Source organism: Haloarcula sp. Atlit-47R (assembly GCF_003665985.1).
In the GTDB taxonomy this organism is placed as follows: Archaea; Halobacteriota; Halobacteria; order Halobacteriales; family Haloarculaceae; genus Haloarcula; species Haloarcula taiwanensis.
In genome coordinates this window covers 26,315-43,016 of record NZ_QPLQ01000010.1, presented here as the reverse complement: position 1 = coordinate 43,016, position 16,702 = coordinate 26,315, and the positions used below count along the sequence as shown (strand labels likewise).

General features: G+C 57.4%; 21 protein-coding genes and 2 pseudogenes. 7 read left to right on the top strand and 16 right to left on the bottom strand.

Annotated elements, in window-relative coordinates; all coding sequences use genetic code 11:
• The first annotated feature begins 290 nt into the window (after positions 1-290).
• Positions 291-1,313 (top strand): tyrosine-type recombinase/integrase, encoded by a 1,023-nt coding sequence (locus DVK00_RS20315; RefSeq protein ID WP_121538476.1) that lies wholly within the window; start codon positions 291-293, stop codon positions 1,311-1,313.
• An 89-nt stretch (positions 1,314-1,402) separates the two neighbouring features.
• On the opposite strand, the gene DVK00_RS21915 is transcribed toward DVK00_RS20315, so the two are convergent.
• From DVK00_RS21915 to DVK00_RS21910, 3 genes are all read right to left on the bottom strand, one after another.
• Positions 1,403-1,555: a hypothetical protein gene (locus DVK00_RS21915; protein ID WP_199722506.1), complete on the bottom strand. Its 153-nt coding sequence runs from the start codon at positions 1,553-1,555 to the stop codon at positions 1,403-1,405.
• Positions 1,556-1,697: 142 nt separating this feature from the next.
• The gene (locus DVK00_RS21275; protein ID WP_147435208.1) at positions 1,698-2,357 is read right to left on the bottom strand and encodes a hypothetical protein; all 660 of its coding nucleotides are present in this window, start codon (positions 2,355-2,357) and stop codon (positions 1,698-1,700) included.
• 515 nt (positions 2,358-2,872) lie between these two features.
• The gene (locus DVK00_RS21910) at positions 2,873-3,016 is read right to left on the bottom strand and encodes a hypothetical protein (RefSeq protein ID WP_198560286.1); all 144 of its coding nucleotides are present in this window, start codon (positions 3,014-3,016) and stop codon (positions 2,873-2,875) included.
• Positions 3,017-3,328: 312 nt separating this feature from the next.
• On the opposite strand from DVK00_RS21910, the gene DVK00_RS20310 reads away from it, so the two are divergent.
• On the top strand, positions 3,329-4,414 hold the full coding sequence (locus DVK00_RS20310; RefSeq protein WP_121578478.1) for a substrate-binding domain-containing protein: 1,086 nt from the start codon (positions 3,329-3,331) through the stop codon (positions 4,412-4,414).
• A 120-nt stretch (positions 4,415-4,534) separates the two neighbouring features.
• Here DVK00_RS20310 and DVK00_RS22355 read toward each other — a convergent pair whose 3' ends face one another.
• A complete protein-coding gene (locus DVK00_RS22355; protein WP_255410840.1) occupies positions 4,535-4,666 on the bottom strand; it encodes a hypothetical protein in 132 nt (43 codons plus the stop codon).
• A gap of 99 nt (positions 4,667-4,765) precedes the next feature.
• Between DVK00_RS22355 and DVK00_RS20300 the strand changes: the two genes are divergently transcribed.
• Positions 4,766-5,047, top strand: a complete 282-nt coding sequence (locus DVK00_RS20300) for a hypothetical protein (RefSeq protein ID WP_232794608.1) — start codon at positions 4,766-4,768, stop codon at positions 5,045-5,047.
• Positions 5,048-5,473: 426 nt separating this feature from the next.
• Here DVK00_RS20300 and DVK00_RS20295 read toward each other — a convergent pair whose 3' ends face one another.
• From DVK00_RS20295 to DVK00_RS20270, 6 genes are all read right to left on the bottom strand, one after another.
• Positions 5,474-5,866 carry a PIN domain-containing protein gene (locus tag DVK00_RS20295; protein WP_121578477.1) on the bottom strand — a complete coding sequence of 131 codons (393 nt, stop codon included), beginning with the start codon at positions 5,864-5,866 and terminating at the stop codon, positions 5,474-5,476.
• A complete protein-coding gene (locus DVK00_RS20290) occupies positions 5,863-6,102 on the bottom strand; it encodes an antitoxin VapB family protein (protein WP_101352139.1) in 240 nt (79 codons plus the stop codon). Before DVK00_RS20290 ends, DVK00_RS20295 begins: the two co-directional genes overlap by 4 nt.
• 159 nt (positions 6,103-6,261) lie before the next feature.
• Positions 6,262-6,420, bottom strand: a complete 159-nt coding sequence (locus DVK00_RS22110; RefSeq protein WP_233560857.1) for a hypothetical protein — start codon at positions 6,418-6,420, stop codon at positions 6,262-6,264.
• An 807-nt stretch (positions 6,421-7,227) separates the two neighbouring features.
• A complete protein-coding gene (hcsS, locus tag DVK00_RS20280; RefSeq protein ID WP_121578476.1) occupies positions 7,228-7,410 on the bottom strand; it encodes a halo-CC-star protein HcsS in 183 nt (60 codons plus the stop codon).
• Positions 7,407-7,775 carry a halo-CC-star protein HcsL gene (gene hcsL, locus DVK00_RS20275; RefSeq protein ID WP_121578475.1) on the bottom strand — a complete coding sequence of 123 codons (369 nt, stop codon included), beginning with the start codon at positions 7,773-7,775 and terminating at the stop codon, positions 7,407-7,409. The genes hcsS and hcsL overlap by 4 nt, the downstream gene beginning before the upstream one ends.
• 493 nt (positions 7,776-8,268) lie before the next feature.
• Complete coding sequence (locus DVK00_RS20270; protein ID WP_199722505.1) at positions 8,269-9,336, bottom strand: CNNM domain-containing protein; 1,068 nt, start codon at positions 9,334-9,336, stop codon at positions 8,269-8,271.
• Positions 9,337-9,465: 129 nt separating this feature from the next.
• Here DVK00_RS20270 and DVK00_RS22105 point away from each other — a divergent pair.
• The 3 genes and pseudogenes from DVK00_RS22105 to DVK00_RS20260 form a co-directional block, all read left to right on the top strand.
• Positions 9,466-9,671, top strand: a pseudogene (locus tag DVK00_RS22105) (hypothetical protein); the annotation flags it as partial.
• A gap of 176 nt (positions 9,672-9,847) precedes the next feature.
• On the top strand, positions 9,848-11,296 hold the full coding sequence (locus DVK00_RS20265; RefSeq protein ID WP_121578473.1) for a cytochrome ubiquinol oxidase subunit I: 1,449 nt from the start codon (positions 9,848-9,850) through the stop codon (positions 11,294-11,296).
• The gene (locus DVK00_RS20260) at positions 11,289-12,284 is read left to right on the top strand and encodes a cytochrome d ubiquinol oxidase subunit II (RefSeq protein WP_121538755.1); all 996 of its coding nucleotides are present in this window, start codon (positions 11,289-11,291) and stop codon (positions 12,282-12,284) included. The genes DVK00_RS20265 and DVK00_RS20260 overlap by 8 nt, the downstream gene beginning before the upstream one ends.
• Before the next feature lie 272 nt (positions 12,285-12,556).
• Here the strand turns inward: DVK00_RS20260 and DVK00_RS20255 are convergent, their stop codons facing one another.
• The 6 genes and pseudogenes from DVK00_RS20255 to DVK00_RS20235 form a co-directional block, all read right to left on the bottom strand.
• Positions 12,557-12,949, bottom strand: coding sequence for a DUF5684 domain-containing protein (locus tag DVK00_RS20255; RefSeq protein WP_101352087.1), 393 nt, complete (start codon positions 12,947-12,949; stop codon positions 12,557-12,559).
• A gap of 97 nt (positions 12,950-13,046) precedes the next feature.
• Positions 13,047-13,199, bottom strand: coding sequence for a hypothetical protein (locus DVK00_RS21905; protein WP_199722404.1), 153 nt, complete (start codon positions 13,197-13,199; stop codon positions 13,047-13,049).
• A gap of 211 nt (positions 13,200-13,410) precedes the next feature.
• Positions 13,411-13,542 (bottom strand): annotated as a pseudogene (locus tag DVK00_RS22100) (radical SAM domain-containing protein); the annotation flags it as partial.
• A 30-nt stretch (positions 13,543-13,572) separates the two neighbouring features.
• Complete coding sequence (locus DVK00_RS20245; RefSeq protein ID WP_121578472.1) at positions 13,573-13,752, bottom strand: hypothetical protein; 180 nt, start codon at positions 13,750-13,752, stop codon at positions 13,573-13,575.
• Between the two features lie 185 nt (positions 13,753-13,937).
• Positions 13,938-14,477, bottom strand: coding sequence for a MarR family transcriptional regulator (locus DVK00_RS20240; protein WP_121578471.1), 540 nt, complete (start codon positions 14,475-14,477; stop codon positions 13,938-13,940).
• Entirely contained in the window at positions 14,474-15,115 is a 642-nt protein-coding gene (locus DVK00_RS20235) for a hypothetical protein (RefSeq protein ID WP_147435941.1), read from the bottom strand. Before DVK00_RS20235 ends, DVK00_RS20240 begins: the two co-directional genes overlap by 4 nt.
• Before the next feature lie 276 nt (positions 15,116-15,391).
• Here DVK00_RS20235 and DVK00_RS20230 point away from each other — a divergent pair, with 276 nt between their 5' ends.
• Positions 15,392-16,396 (top strand): hypothetical protein, encoded by a 1,005-nt coding sequence (locus DVK00_RS20230; RefSeq protein WP_147435939.1) that lies wholly within the window; start codon positions 15,392-15,394, stop codon positions 16,394-16,396.
• Positions 16,397-16,702: the final 306 nt, after the last annotated feature.

Genomic DNA, 16,702 nt, shown 5'->3' with positions numbered 1-16,702 from the left:
TGGCATTATTATCACCAGTACAACATGATCGAGTGGTTGAGAGCTAATCTGAAGATATCCTCGATCACTTAACCGTCCAAATGCACGCATCATAGCCCCGCTAAACCCGCTGTAGTCTCAACTTCCAACCGGCTCAGTTTTAGTATAGCGGTATATGATTTATAGATTGGTAATTTGGCCTGTTAGGGCTTCCAACACCGGAAATCGGCACTTCAGTCTGATATCTATTTGGTTATGATTAGTATAGTAAGCACCACCAGTTTTACCCGGACCGCCGCTGTACGGGAAGCATGGATCGGCTTCCGCCTGCATACGACGCTACTCCCGGGGATGACGCCCTCGAAGCAGCCATCGAGAAACGACTGGTCGATATCGACTCCGGGCGCTACCGAACGAACGTCGCGAGCGTCCTCCGCAAGTTCGCCGCATGGGCTCGCGACCGCCACGGCGTCGCCAGCCCCGACGACATCGACGAGAATGTCTGCCGACAGTACGCTCGCGACCTCGCGCGAGCTGAAGATCGGGACGACATCTCCCCCGAAACGGCACGCCGGTACTTCGCGTACGTCCGCTCCTTTCTCACGTGGGCCGTCTACGAGGGCCTGGTTCCAACAAACCCGGCCAAAACCAACCACGCTGAGGGACCACTGCCGACAGACGAAACCGAGAGTGACCAGCAGTACTGGACCACACGGGACCGCGACGCTATTTGTGCGACAGCCACCGCTCGCGTCGACGAAGCCAGCGAAAGCGACGGTATCAACCGCAGGGCGGCTTACCGTGACCAAGCACTCGTCTTCCTACTTGCCTACTCAGGTGCGCGTAGCGCCGAACTCGTCGCCGTCTCTGATGACGAAGCACGGAACGGGCTCCAGTGGCGACACGTCAACCTTGAGGACGGCACCATGCAGGTGTTCGGCAAGAACCGCACCCGGGAGGCCGCGCCGATCCTCGACGAGGCAATCGACCCGCTCCGACGCTGGAAGCAACTCCGTGACCCTGCCGAAGACGAAGCCGTGTTTCCCCGACTGGACAATGCGGCGAAAGCAATAGAGCCGACGCCCTCGATCACTACACAGTCTGCTCGAAACATCCTGGCCGACCTGTGTGAGTGTGCAGACTACGAGTTTGAAGAGCCGCTAAAACCTCACGGTGCCCGCCGTGGGCTCGGGCGGGAGATCTATCGTGAGAACCCACAGCTGGCACAGGATGTACTCCGCCACAAATCCATCGAGACCACGCATGAAGGCTACGCTCAGGAGGCTGCAAAGCGGACACGTGACGAAGCGAACGATATCATCTCTGGTGGGTAGACTAACCAACGAAAACGCGTAAAACTCTTTTTGTTGGTTAGCTCTTCCGAGACAGTCCCTGCGGAGAAGTCCCCAGGCTCCCTCTGGGATTACTCTGGTGCAACGATGTCTTCACACGTTGGACACTCGGCCCACATACCCTCCGTGTCGTCAGTTTTCTCGTATTCAACCAGCAGCCATGCAGTCGTGATACGCTCGTCGCAGTTTGGGCAGCGACCGAGACTGTGCGTGTCGTCGGACATGGAAAGGGTATGGAAGGAGCGCGTGACAGTGTTCCTTCCACGCAAAAATTCGATCGGTATCGAGTATAAGCGTCTGCTATGGTTCAGAGTGAATACATTTAGTACTGTTATCGCTAAGCTCTCGACACCTGCCCTTTGGTCCTCATCTTGGAGTGAACGTGAGCGATGTTCCAGAAGTTAGATTGTTGATACGGAACTTACGATTCGCTTCTGCCCCGAAAGCACAGCCTGTAGAGCATTCGATACCGACATCTCTGGTGAGGAAACGACCTGTGGTGTCGCTGCTCGTTCCGCCGCCGTGTCCGCTATCTTGTATTCTCAGACCGTCATTTGTGGTTTTTTGCGATGGCTGGACCGGTGTTGCAGACGAATTCGATACGGCCCCTGCATCTTGCATCGCTTCAGAGCTACTGGGGAACGGACTATCTTCAGGAGGGTTGACCTGTATGAGCTGGTCAAAAAATGTTCCGACCTCGATAGTGTAACTATTGGGGGGTGTAATCTCTAATATCCAGTCATAGCGGCCAGGCTCCACATTCGAGTCAGCGAAATTAAATTCAAACACACCTTCGTCAGGTCGTACCTCCGGGGTGACCTCGGATTCGCCACTTGGATACGACAGTCTGAGTGTTCGTTCCCACTCAGCCGAAATTGATGGATGATGGGTGATGAATGCCGCCTCTGTGGACTGTGCAAAGACGTACTGATAGCCATAAATGAGAAGTTTCTCACCACTTGAAGCGATAACTGACCCGTCCTCTAGAACCTCAAACGAGTACCTTGCACAGGTCTGACGAGACATGATGAGACAACTCGGCATCCTCCCGGACGCCCCGTGACGGTTACGCGCCCTCCATCTCGCACGCGAGTTTTGACAAGAAGTGGATAGACAGACGGTGCGAAGCTTTTTATGACACGCTCTGTAGAACGGTTAACAGCACTCGATCAACGGCATTGGTTTGGAGAGCTATAAGTTCTGTCTCAGTAATCATAGTAGTATTTCAACGCCTGATAAACTAAATGACACTGTGGTAGGTGTTATTACCGAGACTGATGAGCTGACGGTGATAGAAGGTGCGTATCTTTGATGAGTCGCACCGAGGCTCTACCGATTACGGATGTCGAGACGGCGAAGTGACGGTCCACCCACCGAACCCCTTCGGAAATCCACCGTCCGGTATTCAGTCGTCCTGACTGGTTCAGCACGAACGGACGTCCCGATAGACGATACCCTGTCGGTCCTGCTGGCTCGGGAGACGTCGATTTCGACTCACACCACTCTGAAGCCGGCCTGATGAGAGGGGTGGTCAAGCTGTACTACAGCCCGATAATGTCGTCCAGTTCGACGTCGGTGAGATGCCCGTCACAAACGGCACACGCATCCACGTGGTCGGGTGCAGAGCCGCCTTCCATGTGCAGGTTGCCACACTCGGTGCATACTTCGAATTCTGCGTCAAGCATACAGATTCCACGCCAGAGCTCACACACAAGAGTCTGGTGTGGTTGAACTCTGGACTCTCATGACCTGATCAGGGTACCTATACCTTCCCGTGCTGTGGAGTCTGGACTGGGGATATCGAGTTCCGTATCCCGAGTGTCCGACCTCGTGGTGCGCTGTGCGAGTGGAAAGATACCCACCAGACCTGCCAGAGGGACTCCGTACCCCTCTGCACCGTGCTGTGGCTGCCAGTCGTGGAATGATTATCACCCCCTCACTGCTGGGAGGAGAATACCCCCGACTATTACATATAGTCGCCAGTATGTCCGAATCAGATGCCCTCCCGTAGAGCCTTTCTCCGGGGTGTCGCTGCTCTATGTCCACCGGGGCTCTCAGCTGGATGTACAGGAATCTTCGGCAGGGACAGACCGACGGAACGGTACTCCACCACTGACCGCGCCGACCGCTCGGCGACGGCCTCAGCCACCCCGACGGAAACCGAAACAACTGCCGAGCCACTCAACATCGCAACGGTGGCGCTCACTGGTCCGGTCGCCCGCGCTGCGACGCTCTGGAACGGGAACCCCCTGCCGACGGACGACGAGTACGGCAGGTCGCTGGCCGACACCCTCGGAAGCGACGGGCCCGGACTGGCGGGATATTTCGGGCGCCAGCACGGACTGTCCCCGACTCGACAGGCGTTGTCCCCACCTTTCGAGATTACGGTCGCCAGCGCAACCCAGACCGACGCCCGTGACGCGCTCGCTACAGGATCGATTTCGATTGCCGGGCTCGGCACCGAGGCGTACGCCCCGATCGACAGCGAACTGGATCTCTCTGGATTCGTCCGGCACGACCTCTTTCGAGCGGGGACGGTGATTGTCGTAAGTACGGCGCTCTACGACAGTGGCGTGACCTCGATCACGAGGGCGGACCTACTCGGCATCTACAACGGGCGCCTAGACAACTGGGCATCGCTGGGCGGGCCGGCTCGTGAGATCCACCTGGCCGGGACAGTTGACGTGCAAGGTGGGCCGGAGATATTCAAAGAGACCGTCCTCGCGGGGCAACCCAGAGGCGGCGCGGACGAACTGTTTGGCCAGGTCGACCGGAAGGTGGACACCGTCAGCGACAGAGACGACACAATTACGCGAATTCCGGTTCGAGATGTCAGGAGCCTTCGTGACGGCGGGACAACCGACTACCGGATATTGCAGATCGAAGTCGATGGCGAGCCCCGTGGACCGGGAGATATCGGCTACCCCGCTACCTATCCGGTTCCACTGTTCACGACTGGTGCTCCGGGCCCGCGAGAGGCTGCCTTCCTCGATGCCCTGTCGGCAGACGCCTTACAACCCGAGATTCTGGATAGCGACGGCCGCCTCCATGTGCTACCGACTGGGGCTGACCCGAACTACTGACACCACGGTTACCTGCTCGAACCCCTCAGGCAGCACTATCCAGGGAGCATTGCACAGGTCGACTCAATCAGCAATCGAGGTCGACACTCCACCGGAGGCATCCCCACCGGACCCAGCAGTCTAGGCCTGGTAGGCGATAATAAGCATGCTGACAACGAGACAGAGCCCCCACAGCAGCGTCGACATTCCCACGATTGCGATGTCCGTCGCGGTGACCACCCAAATCGCCGTCGGGAGGAGCCACTGACCCATGAGATACAGCCCAGTAGTAGCCTGACGTGCTCGACCGACCACGTTCAGAGCGTCTACTTGCGATCCGACGACGATCGCAAGGATCGATAACATACCTATGTGAGCGTGACCGACGGTCAGCCACCCCACGTTGCCGTCTATGACTATTATATCGACGCGATGTATCTCGTGTTCGAACCGGCCGGCGATGGACGGACGAATCTCACGTTCTGCTACAGCGAAGAGGCCGTCGAAAACCCCGACTACCGCGGGGAACAATCACCGAAACTTTCCGAGCCGGAAGCCGTCGCGCCGACGCAAGCGCTCGCCGAAACCATTGCTGACGCGGCCCAGACGTATCTTGATACCATCCGGGAGTACGATCCCGATGCTGATTCTTAGTACGTCGAACCACTGTTAGATGAGTTACGTGAGAGACTCGGCGGCACCGAGAAGTAGCTGATCGGTCCCCTCTTTTGACGAATTTCGCAACTGATTGCCCGCCCGCCAGCGGACGACTCAGAAGTTGCGCGAGATGGACTCGGATACCTGGAAGTGAATCAACGACAACGGTGCCAAATTCACGTCGAAGACTACTCGCGCCATCCGGACAACCGGCGAAACGGGCCCCAAAGCGCTCGAATCGCTCGGAATCAACGTCAACGGTAGGGCCGCACTGCTGCAACTCTCCGAGGCGACTACGACCGTGCGAACGTCGCTTCAGGTCTAGAAACGCGGCGTTCTCTCTGATACTGCACTTCGACTCCTACAAACAGCTTGACCGGGCTGTCCGGAAAGTCGACGAGCTTGACGCCAGCATCGTCGGTCTCAGCGATACTCTTCAACGTCTACGACGCGCTTGGTCTCTTCGTGCGTGAGATCACGGTCACCGGAGACCACAGGTGCATCAAGTTCTCGGCCCACAGCGGCGATGAGACCGTCCATCCCCGCGAGGAACGGGCCTTGCGGTCCTACCTCGCTAGCGATTTCGCCAGCTATCTCGGCTGTCTCCGCGTCGGTCTCGTAAACTTCACCCCACGACAGGTCAGCTTTTACCGCTGCTACATCGCCGTCCGGGGCATTCCCCTCTCCGACAAGGACCTCGGCGTATGCTGGAGCCGGGATAATGAACCGTTCATCGTCATGGGCTAGTAGATACTCAGCGGTGGCGTCGACACCGTTGAGATAGTCGATGAGAAATGTCGCGTCGAGTACTTTCATTCGTCATCCGCCAGCCGACGCATCCGGTCTTTCGACTTCTGCTTGGACTTTTCACGTGTCTCTCGGGCCCGGTCAGCCTGTTCGTCTGACCACCGGCCGAACCCAGCCATGAGGTCGCGGTCGTCCTCAAGCATCCGCTGCAACACATCGTTATAGCTCTCGCCCTCCCGGCGGCGGCGGTCAAGCTCTCGCTTCACCGTGTCGCTAACTCGAATCTGCTCATCTGCGGTCGCCATTGGTACGTTGACTTTCGCGTTGACAGGCATTAATACTTGTGTGGCAAACGATGGAATCCCGCCGGGAACAGCTGCTGCTAACCTGAAAAACTCAACACGCACGCTTACTGAGCGGTCATTTCAATCGCTGTCATGAGCAAAGAAACCGTTCTACAGCGGCTACGACGAGTCGTACAGGTCCTCGACTTCCTGTCGGTAGTAGTTCTGACTGGGGTCTGGAACGGGATCAACCTCCTCTATGTCCTTCGCGATGCTGCTGGTGAACTGCTTGGGCGGCTTCCAACTGTCATCAATTTCGCGGGCCTCCAACTGTCTCATGACCGCATACTGACCGTCAGCGATGACGTACAAAGCACGAATCCCCGGCTTCTCACTCAGTGGACCTCTGAGTAGCTTCCCTGTTCGTGTATTCACTAGCCACTCAAGTAAGAGCCCAGCCCGACACTGGATTGCATACAGTTGCACTTCGTTCTCCTCGGGAGATTCTGTGCGACCGTTGTCGGCCCACGACTGGGGCAACGACCGATTCTCAGTTGCATCTTTCCAGCGCCACTTCAACTTTTTCGCCCGGTGTTACCTCGTCGGTATCCACTACTCATTGTTGGATTCTCTCAGCCACTAGAGAAACACAAAATCTGCTCTGTATCGCCTCTATAGCAACTTTTTGCTGCTTGAGAATATATGTGTCAGTACGAGGACTCACTATGAAAACAGCCGAGTCCCCCACCACGACCAGCGAGTATTCGGCCCCAGACCAGTGGATATCCCGCCAGCCCAGCGGCACCCGGGATCTTGACTTCCAGTAGATTCGTGACGACCGGTCAGCAACGTGGAACGCTGCCCTCGGCGATCTCGACCTGCCAGAACGAACGAGCGACAGTCAGTCATCGTCAGCCGTTAAGCACCGCTCCGGTGTTCGATTCTGTGAATTTCAAGCATCACTGGGCATCATGTGTAAGCACACACGCATACAACCTCAGAGAATGGACTTTGATGTGTGTCTTCAATACGTCTAATCTGACATGATCTAAACCCCGGTTGAGAACTTTGTAGGTTGAGTTGGTTAGGATTAAGTCTAGAAGTGCGAAATATGATATGAAGAACTACCGATATCGCCGTCAACTCTTAACAGCAACCGCCGGTGTCACAGGCATTGTCGTACTTGACTCCGGTCTCCTCGCTCATCGCCTTATTACACTCCTCTAGTATCGTCTCAAACTTAGAATCGGTCGCTTCGGATTGTTTCTGCGCTAGTTCCTCCCCCAGTGCTTCGGCCGCTTCCAGCACGTCTTCGTCAGTGATACTCAACAGCAGCCACCCCCAGTTGACTGAGCGAATTTTCGACCGATTTGCTCAGTTATTATCTCGTTGGTACCCTGCAAGAGTTCGACGAGCGCTTCTCGTGCTTCGCGGTGTCGCTGGATAGTGTCGTTATCTGCGATCTCCGATTTGAGGTCCTGCAGTTCGCTCATCACCGACTGGTCGAACTCACCCTGTTGCATTTGTTCCTGTTTCTGGTCAAATTCGCGGAGTAACGCTGTAGCTTCCGAGTCCTCATCAAGTGCTTCGCTCGCCTCGGCGAATTCGAGATATGTCTCGGAGTCTGTGAGTGTCTGTATGAACGTTTGAAACTTGTCTTCGACGGCTTGCTCCTCGAACTGGAGTTCACTCATGACATCCTCACCTCCTGTTTCTTCGTGAGTTCCGAGAGGCTGGTAATCTCGTCACCGAAGGCGCGCAGTTCGTCGAGCCCGACCGGCTCGTCCCGGCGCAGCGGCGCCGGCATCATCGGGGTCTCGAAATTACAAAAGATAGAATACTGCCTTCAGCTGTACTCTCTAACGATCTAAATAGTAGTGCTATTTCCGCACAAACAGGAATTTCTCCCCATAGAACCTGTTAGTGGTGAGTTGGCACTACCGATTGACCGATCGGTGTCATATAGCGACTTCCTTCAGCGTGTCATAGAAACGTTCGCAACCTTGTTGCAGTCATTGATGAACGATTGGTACAGGTGGAATGTCTACCAGTCCGATCTGCTCAATCTGTAGCCCGCTCCGGGAAAAATACGCCAGCCTCATAAGATGGTTCCGGCACCAGTTAGAAATAGCGAGTCCACTGATGTACATCTTAACGAGGAATTGTTTTTTGATGGCTCGGTATTTTTCACTCGAGTACGTTAGAGCTGCCTTGGTCAAGCGGATCTTCGATATCACCAATGATCGTTTCCAGCAGGTCAGTGACGGTCACCAGTCCAATAACCTCGCCGTCTTCGATGATGAGAGCCATCTCTTGTCGCTCTGTCTGGAACTGATCGATCGCGTCGCTCACATCGGTATCGGGCGAAAGCGTCATCGTCGGTGCCGCCAGTTCAGTGAACGCACCGTTGCCACTGGCGAGTTCCTCACGATGGCTGAACAGAGCTGGACTGTAGACGATCCCATGGAACTCAGTCAAATCCTCACTGATTAGTGGATACCGTGTATGAGGGTGCTCCTCGAGCTTTGCGAAGTTCGCTTCAGCTGAATCCTCCGTTGATATGGCTATGATTTCTTCGGTGGGGACCATGACCTCTCTCACCGACTGTTCACCAATCGTCAACGCGTTCATAATCTCTTCACGGCGCTCTGCAGGCAATTCACCCTCTTCGAGTACCGATCCAAGCCGGTTCCGAAGGTCAGCGCGGGTTTCGATGACTTCTGTTTCGGTTTCTGTCCATGCCTGAGTCATCTCGATGCCGAACAGGCCCAGTGTTGCCTTTGCAACCGAATCACCGACCCAGATAGCTGGAGCGAGTATCTTGGCAAACCAGTACAGCGGCCGTGACCCATACCGGGCGACCTGTTTGGAGCGTTCGACACCAAGGTAGGTAGGCGTCTGTTCCCCGTGTGTGAGGTGGACTAAGTTGATAATAAGAAAGCCGAGTAACGAGCCAGCCCCGACCGATGCGAACGTGGTGTTCTCGAACACCGGTTCGATCAGAGCCGCTAGTCCAGGTTCGGCGATAATCCCGAGAGCGATACTGGTTGCGGAGATCCAGACCTGGCAAGTGGTTAAGTAAAACTCCAGATCTGTGGTCATTTCCCAGGCAAGCTCAAGCCCAGGCGTATCGAACTCCGATTTGGAATATTGTCTGACACGGGTCAGCGCGAACTCGATCGCGACGAAATACGCGTTCACCCCGATGAGAATGATACCACCGAGAATCCGTAATCCAATCTCAAGCGGCTCCATCATCCCGCCGTACCAATACCAGACAGAAAATAGTGCGCAGTTCAAGATCAGTAAACGTACTCTCTGGGCGGCTGTTTCAATCCGGAGTTTGGCGAAACCAGTCCCAGTGATTGTTTCTATGAACGCTTCAACGATGCCATCCGGCCACGGCGCTGGAAGCAACTCCGCAATCCGAGACAGGCGAAGCTGTGTTCCCTAGTCTCGATGACGCGGCGAAGATATTGGACCCGACGCCATCAGTTACAACGCAGTCGGCTCGGAACATCGTGTCAGTGCTGCATGAGCTCCCTGACCACGAGTCTGGGGACCCACTGAAGCCACATGGCGATCGCCGGCGTTGTCATGATCATCGCTGGGATCGGTCAACTCTATCTATCAGCTATCGTATACTGATACGGCAATTGAGGTGTGCAAGCAGTACGGTTCTAATAATACAATACTGTTGTGGTGAATTCTCTAAAGTGGGAACTGTGGGGCTACTCATAAGCTATTGTGTCGTAGCGTAGGGTGAATGGGTCCAATCACACTATTGAGTGCCGTCGATCCAGTATGGGCGGCAATCCTCTCTCCGGAACTCGCGAGCCGTATGCAGTTCGGATGGACAATCTCCGTTCACATCATCTTCGCGTCCCTTTCGATCGGGCTCGCACCGTTTATCATCTACTTTACATGGAAAGACGTGCGGACGAACGAGAAGCGGTATATGCGATTGCGCTCGTTCTGGGTGAAGGTTTTCGCCGCCGGCTTCGTGATGGGTACAGTCACCGGGATTCCGATGAGCTTCCAGTTCGGCACAAATTTCCCACAGTTCGCCGAAGTGGCCGGTGAACTGATCGGCGGCCCGCTGGCCTTCGAAGCGAAGATGGCGTTCTTCTTAGAGGCCGTCTTCCTCGGCGTGTTGCTGTACGGCCGCGATCGCGTCAAGGATCGGACCTACGTCATCTCGTCGGTACTCGTCGGCTTCGGTGCCTGGCTGTCGGGGTTCTGGATCTTGATCGTCAACGCCTGGATGCAGACCCCACGAGGCTACGAGATGGTCACCCGCAACGGGATGGAAATCGCCAAACTAACCGACCCGTTCGCCGCGTTCTTCACCCCGAGAATGCCATGGATGTACGTCCATATGATGAACGCGTCGGTGATCTCGGTCGCACTGCTGGTCGCAGGCGTCTCGGCGTACATCGTCTGGAAAAAGCCCGATGCTGAAGCCTGGAACACCGCACTCAAGTTGGCTGTCGTACTCCTGATCGTCTCCGCACCATTCCAGGCGATCCACGGCGACGCCTACGGCCGCCACGTTGAGGACACCCAGCCACAGAAGTTTGCCGCGATGGAGGCACACTACGAGACGGGGCAGGCCGATCTACACCTGCTCGCGTTTCCGAAGTCACCTGAGGCACTCACCGATCCGCGTGCCGAGAATCTCGTCACCGTAAGCCTCCCCGCGGTTGGGTCGTTCCTCGCCAGTGGCGGGGACTTTGACGCCGAGGTCATCGGACTGAACGAGTACAAGGAGAACCCCCCCGTAGCACTCGTGTTCTGGTCGTTCCGTTTCATGGTGGGGCTCGGGTTCCTGTTCATCGGGCTCGCGCTCTGGGGCGGGTTCCTCATGTACCGAGGCCGGTTGGCCGACAGCACACGCTACCTGAAGGCGATGATCGCTGCATCACCGTTCGGCTACGCTGCGTTGCTCACCGGCTGGTACGTCACCGAGATCGGCCGGCAGCCGTGGGTCATCCAGGACGAGCTCAAGACGAGCGAGGCGGTGTCATCGACGCTCACCGGGGCCGAGGCGACACTGACTCTGGTCGGGTTCGTCGTACTCTACGTCGGGCTGATGCTGACTGCACTGTACATCCTGAAGTGGCTGGTCCGGGAGGAACTCCGGTCACTCGGCGTCCGGGAGTCGAGTGGCGGCCGGTGGCACGGCCCGATTCCGTGGGTGAGTAGCGATGACTGACACGCTGTTGCCCGTCGACGCGTACCTCGTCGAGTCCCTGCCGGAGATCTGGTTCGGCGCCGTGCTGTTCGCGTTGGGGATGTACGTTGTCCTCGACGGGTTCGACTTCGGTATCGGGATGCTTTACGCGACCCGGACGGACGAACGCGAGCGAGAGACGTTCCTGGCGGCGTTCGGACCGGTCTGGGACGCGAACGAGGTGTGGGTCGTCGCCTTCGGGACGATGCTGCTAGCGGCGTTCCCGCGCGTGTACTCGCGCCTGCTGGCGGACAACTATCTGCTCGCGCTCGGATTCGTCGTCGCGTTGGTGTTTCGCGGTCTCGGTCCGGAGCTCCGCGAGCAGCGCGACGACGAGCGCTGGAAGCGCTACACCGACTACGCGTTCATCAGCGGGAGCGTGTTCGCGCCGCTCCTGTTGGGGATGCTCGCGGGTCGCTGGCTGTTCGGCGAGGCGACGCTACCAGTGGCGTTGACTGGCGTCGGCCTAGTCGCCGTCTCGATAGCCACGGGGGCGGCGTTCCTCGCAGCCAAGACCGAGCCCGGTCTGGCATCGGAACTGCGAGCGTACGGCATCGGTGCGACACTGGCGTACCTTGGCGGTGTGGTCGTGCTGCTGGGAACCGTCGTCCTGACCGATGCGGGTGGCGCTGCCGACGCGGTGCTCTCGTTGCCCGTCACTGCAGTCGTCGCTCTCTCGGTCACCGTTGGGCTGGGCGGGAGCGTACTGGCCAGACGCGGCCGGTACCGAGCCTGGCTCGCGAGCGCGCTAGCGCTGCCCACACTGTTGACGATCTTGGTCGCAATGCTGCTGTACCCGACGATTTACCCGCCGACCGGATTGTTGGTCAGAGAAGCGGTCGTGTCGCCACTAGCGCTGAACCTCGTGACCGTCCTCGGGTTTCCGGTCCTGCTGCTGGTACTGTGGTACTTCAAATTCCTCTACGGCGTGTTTAGCGGCCCAATCAAGGGCGAGGGCTACGGGGGATAACCTCACAACCTCTCGTCGTGCCATTCTCCGCTCAGTACTGGTGACTCTCGGATCGTGGGTGTGTACGGGATGATGGAAGCACATCCCCGCGATAGTGTATCACTCTCGGTGTCACACATCACCAGTGCCGCCAACTGGAACGCGACTAAGCGTATCGGCTTGGACTGCTACAGACTGCATTCTGTTGCAGTTTGTCGAGCAGATCTCCAGTTGGGGCCATCAAAGGAAGATAGTTCGATATACATTGAGAACGCCGGTCTCAGCTTCTGAGATTATGCGAGCCCACCAGACTGACGATGCTGATAATCGCCAAAGCCCAGCAGTGGGAAGAAGAGGATACCAAGGAAGGTGAGCCCAAGCCCAAACCCGATACCTCTCCCAAACGCTCGAGCTACTCCAGCATGAATCTTATACAGCGCGTATAGATTTATCACCGGAATAAATATGAGGAGCAACCACCACCATGCATTCTCCCCGATCCGAAGCATGATATAGAGGTTGTATAGCGGAATGATTGCCTTCCACCCTGCATGACCAGCTTTCTTGAATACCATCCACATCCCGGCAATCTGGATGCCAGCAATCAGTAGGTTGAACAGGAGGAGCACAATACCACCGGCATCACTGCTTTGGAGGGGGGTAACTAACACCTCGAGGGGAACCATATCAGTAGTGGTTTACTGATTTAGTAAAAAAGTGGTGAATCTTATAGGCGTGCTTGGACACTGTCTCTGTCGGACGATAGTATTGACTAATAAACAGCTACTCCGGCGCAACGACATCTTCACACATTGGACACTCGGCCCAGATTCCGTCTGTCCCATCGTCTTTCTCGTATTCAACCAGCAGCCACGGAGTTGTGATACGCTCGTCGCAGTTTGGACAGCGACCGAGACTTCGCGTGTCATCAGGCATGGAAAGGGGATGGATGGAGCGTGTGACAGTGGTCCGTCCACGCAAAAATTGCCTGTCTTCGGAAATAAGTGTTAGCCAGGGTCTCGACCTCCCGACACAACGCTGGGGCACGGGCTCGCCGTACTGTCCCGGTTACGAACAGCGCTGGCACTGTATCGGCGATTGGTTCGAGGCAACCGAGGATGGGGAGCTGCCAGAACCGACGACCTGCCCCGAGTGCTCTAACATAGCTTAGTAGCTCGTGAACGTCGTCTTCGCTCATCGTCGGATACGTTGGTGACATCGAGACGAACACGGACACACCGGCCTGCTGGAGTTCGTCTAACGCCTGCCAGCGCGTCATCGACAGAACATCGTACTTTGAATGAAACGATCACCGTGACATCCACGCCATCGTCAAGACTGTTGAGAAGCCCATTGTCGCGACGACCAGCACCCCGAGAAGAGAGGCTTTCGGCAGGTCGTACAGCTGGGTCAGGACGACGACAGCGCCGAGCAGTTTCGCGACGAAGAGCGTGATCTTCGCGGGGAGTTCGTACTGATCGCTGTTCATGCTCCCTCCATGGCGCCGACGGCGAGTCGAGCGGGCGATGCGATCGGTGTGGACCGTCGTCCGTGGTCCGGTGGTGGCGTACACTGGATCGACGCTCACGAGTGACAGCGATGGCTCTCATGTCCTGTCGCTCGGATTTACTCCCAGTGTGAGTGTTTCCACCACTGCCACATGCACCAGACTACCTACGTGAGTAACACTATATTCCCCATTCCACGGCGTTTGCGTTCGACGAGATCACGGGCCCCCAGACTGTCGAGCGTGCGGCTGACCGTCGCTTTCGAGAGGTCCGTTCGGTCGACAATCTCACTCTGAGGCAGGACGCCATCGGCGTCAAGCACCGTCTGATAAACTAGTTTTTCATTGCTCGCGAGTCGTTCCGAGGTGGTCTCCCATTCCCGTCGACGAGCCTGCAGCAACTCGTTGCTAGCGTCGTCGGGCTGCTGGGCCGGTGGATCTGAGCGTTCGGTGTCCGCTGTGGCCACCGCTGACGAACCAGCGCCGCTGAGCAGCACTGTCGCGCTCGCTCCCGCAGCACACGCCCCGACCGCGATGACGACCGCGTCACCGAGGGAGAACTGCCAGCTACTGATTCCAATACGCTCACCACCAGCCACGACGGTTGGGGTCGCCTGCAGGAACTGTGTGACGAGGATAGCGGTAGCGATGACGAGAATCCCAGCTGCGAGTACCTCGGATCGTGGGCGGGAGCGAAGCGGTCTCATCGGGCACCCCTGTCAAGTCGAACGAGCGAGTCGACGGTCTCGGTGCGAAGGTTGACGACGACACTGTACTCGGTCCCGGAGTCAGGTGATGTCACGACGACGAGCACGCGGTCGCCGCTCCATTGCGGCTCGCGTCGCTCGAAGACCACGGTGTCGTCGTGCTGTCGGACGGTGAACGCAGACGCGTTGGGGGCGACCACCGCCTGCAGGGACGCGTTCGGAGTAGCTCCGAGCACTGCTGCGCGGTCGCTGGAGAGCTGTGTCGGAATCCGATGGACGGTGTACGCAGCGCTGTCTGCCGCCGGGATGTCGCCGCCGACTGTCTCGACGGATGTGACGATTTGCTGTGCTCGGACACGCATTTGCGTACCGACTGCTGGCGGCTCACGGTCGACCGTTCGGACGACGTACTGACTGTCACTGTGGCTGATCTCGATTCGGGACACCGTGTGCACGTCTTCGACCAGTTCGTGCCGCTGTCCGCTATCAGTCGTGGCGATGAGTGTGTCGTCCTCGACGGCGAACTCGTGGGTGTCGTCGGGGACGATGCCACTGACACTGCCAAATACTGCGAGGCTGCTCCCGAGGACGATCAGCGAGAGGACCAGCACCAGTCTGGAGGGAGGGACTGGGGACATGGTTGATTCTCGAAACATCGGTGATATGAACCTGATGGTTTTCATCAGTTTCAGCCTGTGAAACGCCGGTGAAACGCGTTTCATTCGTGTTCCACAGCTGTTTCCAACGGTACTTTACAAGGACTTTCTTGTAAGCCACGACCACAGCAGTCGGACGACCGTATGCAGTCGACCGCGGCTCTGGCTCGACGCTGGCCGGAGTCGCCCTGCGGGTCCCCGCCCGACTGGTGTCGGAGTAACCAATGCACCCGAATCAATCCACATGGAGCGAAAATCATGCAACATGACTACAGACTCGCGATGTACGCCCTCGGCATCTCGACCGTGTTGTTAATCGCCAGTGGCGCGACCGTCATCGCAGGCGCGACCCAATCTGGTGGGATCGACGGCCCAATCAACGAGACGTCCGACGCCCCGGCCAATGAGACGGTTGACATGCGACTGGACACGGACCAGCAGATCAACGTAACGGCGACCCGGACCGACGACAGTGAGTACACCTTCCAGCAAGCGCAACGCACATGCAGCGGTGCCCTTCGCCTCGACAGTCCCGAGCGCAACAGCACCCGCCATCAGGTCAGAGACGTGACCGTCACACTTGTCACCCACCACGATGGTGCGACAGTCGACGCAATCGGTCGCCAGCGGCTTGCCGAACTCGTCGTCGACGAGACGAGCGACCGCGCAGGGCTCGGTGAATACAGCCACCTCGAAGTACAGATCAATCAGTACTACGAGTCCACAGAGCGAGTGGAACCGCTGGACGTTGCTGGGATTCACGTCCGACCTGTCGACGACTGCCTCCCGTCGGTTCGGGGGACGGTCAACCGAACCAACGAGACGGTCGACGTGCGAACTGCCCGGCCAGACGTCAACGAAGTAAATCTGAACTTCGTCGACGAGGTCGGCGTGCTCGAACAGGATGACCGAGAACTGATAGAGCATCTTGTCGTGGCCGACGGACAGACAAGCTACAACGTTCGGACACATCTGGACGCAACGACGCTGGAAGCGACAGTCACGGAAGCGACCGCCGATGGCGCCGTCGATATCGAACTCCAGCGGCCCGACGGAAACGGGAGTTCGGTCATGCTGACGGTCGATCTCGACGCGGAGACCGTTACCCACACTTGGGTCGAACTCCAGATAGCTGAAGAGAACATCGAAATGGCCGACGGAGACGGCCAGGCCGAAGCCGAAAACACATCCGAACAGACTGATAGCGTCGCTATCGACCTCGACGAGTCGACCGTAACAGTGGTGAACAACACGAGCGGATAACGGCCTCTCGACACTATCGCACCGACGTTCGACTCTCTGGTAGCGACTGGGGTCACGTGGCTTGTAGCGGTTTTCTGGGGACGGCTACGAATAGCCATACTGCTGATGGCTGAGTCGTCGTATAACGGTCTCGGTGACGCCGGGGTGTTTTGGTTAGCTACCCAATTGACACCCGTCATATCACCGCAACATCCACGCCATCGTCAAGACCGTCGAGAAGCCGAGAAACAGCGGGCGGCCTTGGGAATAGTTCACGAGCGGTAGTCAGTACAGTCTACTCAAGGACCGTATCCAAGTAGACCGAGA

Excerpts from the sequence above, each read along its gene's own strand:
- DVK00_RS20315 (WP_121538476.1), top strand. The coding sequence starts at position 291 with ATGGATCGGCTTCCGCCTGCATACGACGCTACTCCCGGGGATGACGCC.
- DVK00_RS21915 (WP_199722506.1), bottom strand. The coding sequence starts at position 1,555 with ATGTCCGACGACACGCACAGTCTCGGTCGCTGCCCAAACTGCGACGAG.
- DVK00_RS21275 (WP_147435208.1), bottom strand. The coding sequence starts at position 2,357 with ATGTCTCGTCAGACCTGTGCAAGGTACTCGTTTGAGGTTCTAGAGGAC.
- DVK00_RS21910 (WP_198560286.1), bottom strand. The coding sequence starts at position 3,016 with ATGCTTGACGCAGAATTCGAAGTATGCACCGAGTGTGGCAACCTGCAC.
- DVK00_RS20310 (WP_121578478.1), top strand. The coding sequence starts at position 3,329 with ATGCCCTCCCGTAGAGCCTTTCTCCGGGGTGTCGCTGCTCTATGTCCA.
- DVK00_RS22355 (WP_255410840.1), bottom strand. The coding sequence starts at position 4,666 with ATGGGTCAGTGGCTCCTCCCGACGGCGATTTGGGTGGTCACCGCGACG.
- DVK00_RS20295 (WP_121578477.1), bottom strand. The coding sequence starts at position 5,866 with ATGAAAGTACTCGACGCGACATTTCTCATCGACTATCTCAACGGTGTC.
- DVK00_RS20290 (WP_101352139.1), bottom strand. The coding sequence starts at position 6,102 with ATGGCGACCGCAGATGAGCAGATTCGAGTTAGCGACACGGTGAAGCGA.
- DVK00_RS22110 (WP_233560857.1), bottom strand. The coding sequence starts at position 6,420 with ATGAGACAGTTGGAGGCCCGCGAAATTGATGACAGTTGGAAGCCGCCC.
- hcsL (WP_121578475.1), bottom strand. The coding sequence starts at position 7,775 with ATGAGTGAACTCCAGTTCGAGGAGCAAGCCGTCGAAGACAAGTTTCAA.
- DVK00_RS20270 (WP_199722505.1), bottom strand. The coding sequence starts at position 9,336 with ATGGAGCCGCTTGAGATTGGATTACGGATTCTCGGTGGTATCATTCTC.
- DVK00_RS20265 (WP_121578473.1), top strand. The coding sequence starts at position 9,848 with ATGGGTCCAATCACACTATTGAGTGCCGTCGATCCAGTATGGGCGGCA.
- DVK00_RS20260 (WP_121538755.1), top strand. The coding sequence starts at position 11,289 with ATGACTGACACGCTGTTGCCCGTCGACGCGTACCTCGTCGAGTCCCTG.
- DVK00_RS20255 (WP_101352087.1), bottom strand. The coding sequence starts at position 12,949 with ATGGTTCCCCTCGAGGTGTTAGTTACCCCCCTCCAAAGCAGTGATGCC.
- DVK00_RS21905 (WP_199722404.1), bottom strand. The coding sequence starts at position 13,199 with ATGCCTGATGACACGCGAAGTCTCGGTCGCTGTCCAAACTGCGACGAG.
- DVK00_RS20245 (WP_121578472.1), bottom strand. The coding sequence starts at position 13,752 with ATGAACAGCGATCAGTACGAACTCCCCGCGAAGATCACGCTCTTCGTC.
- DVK00_RS20240 (WP_121578471.1), bottom strand. The coding sequence starts at position 14,477 with ATGAGACCGCTTCGCTCCCGCCCACGATCCGAGGTACTCGCAGCTGGG.
- DVK00_RS20235 (WP_147435941.1), bottom strand. The coding sequence starts at position 15,115 with ATGTCCCCAGTCCCTCCCTCCAGACTGGTGCTGGTCCTCTCGCTGATC.
- DVK00_RS20230 (WP_147435939.1), top strand. The coding sequence starts at position 15,392 with ATGCAACATGACTACAGACTCGCGATGTACGCCCTCGGCATCTCGACC.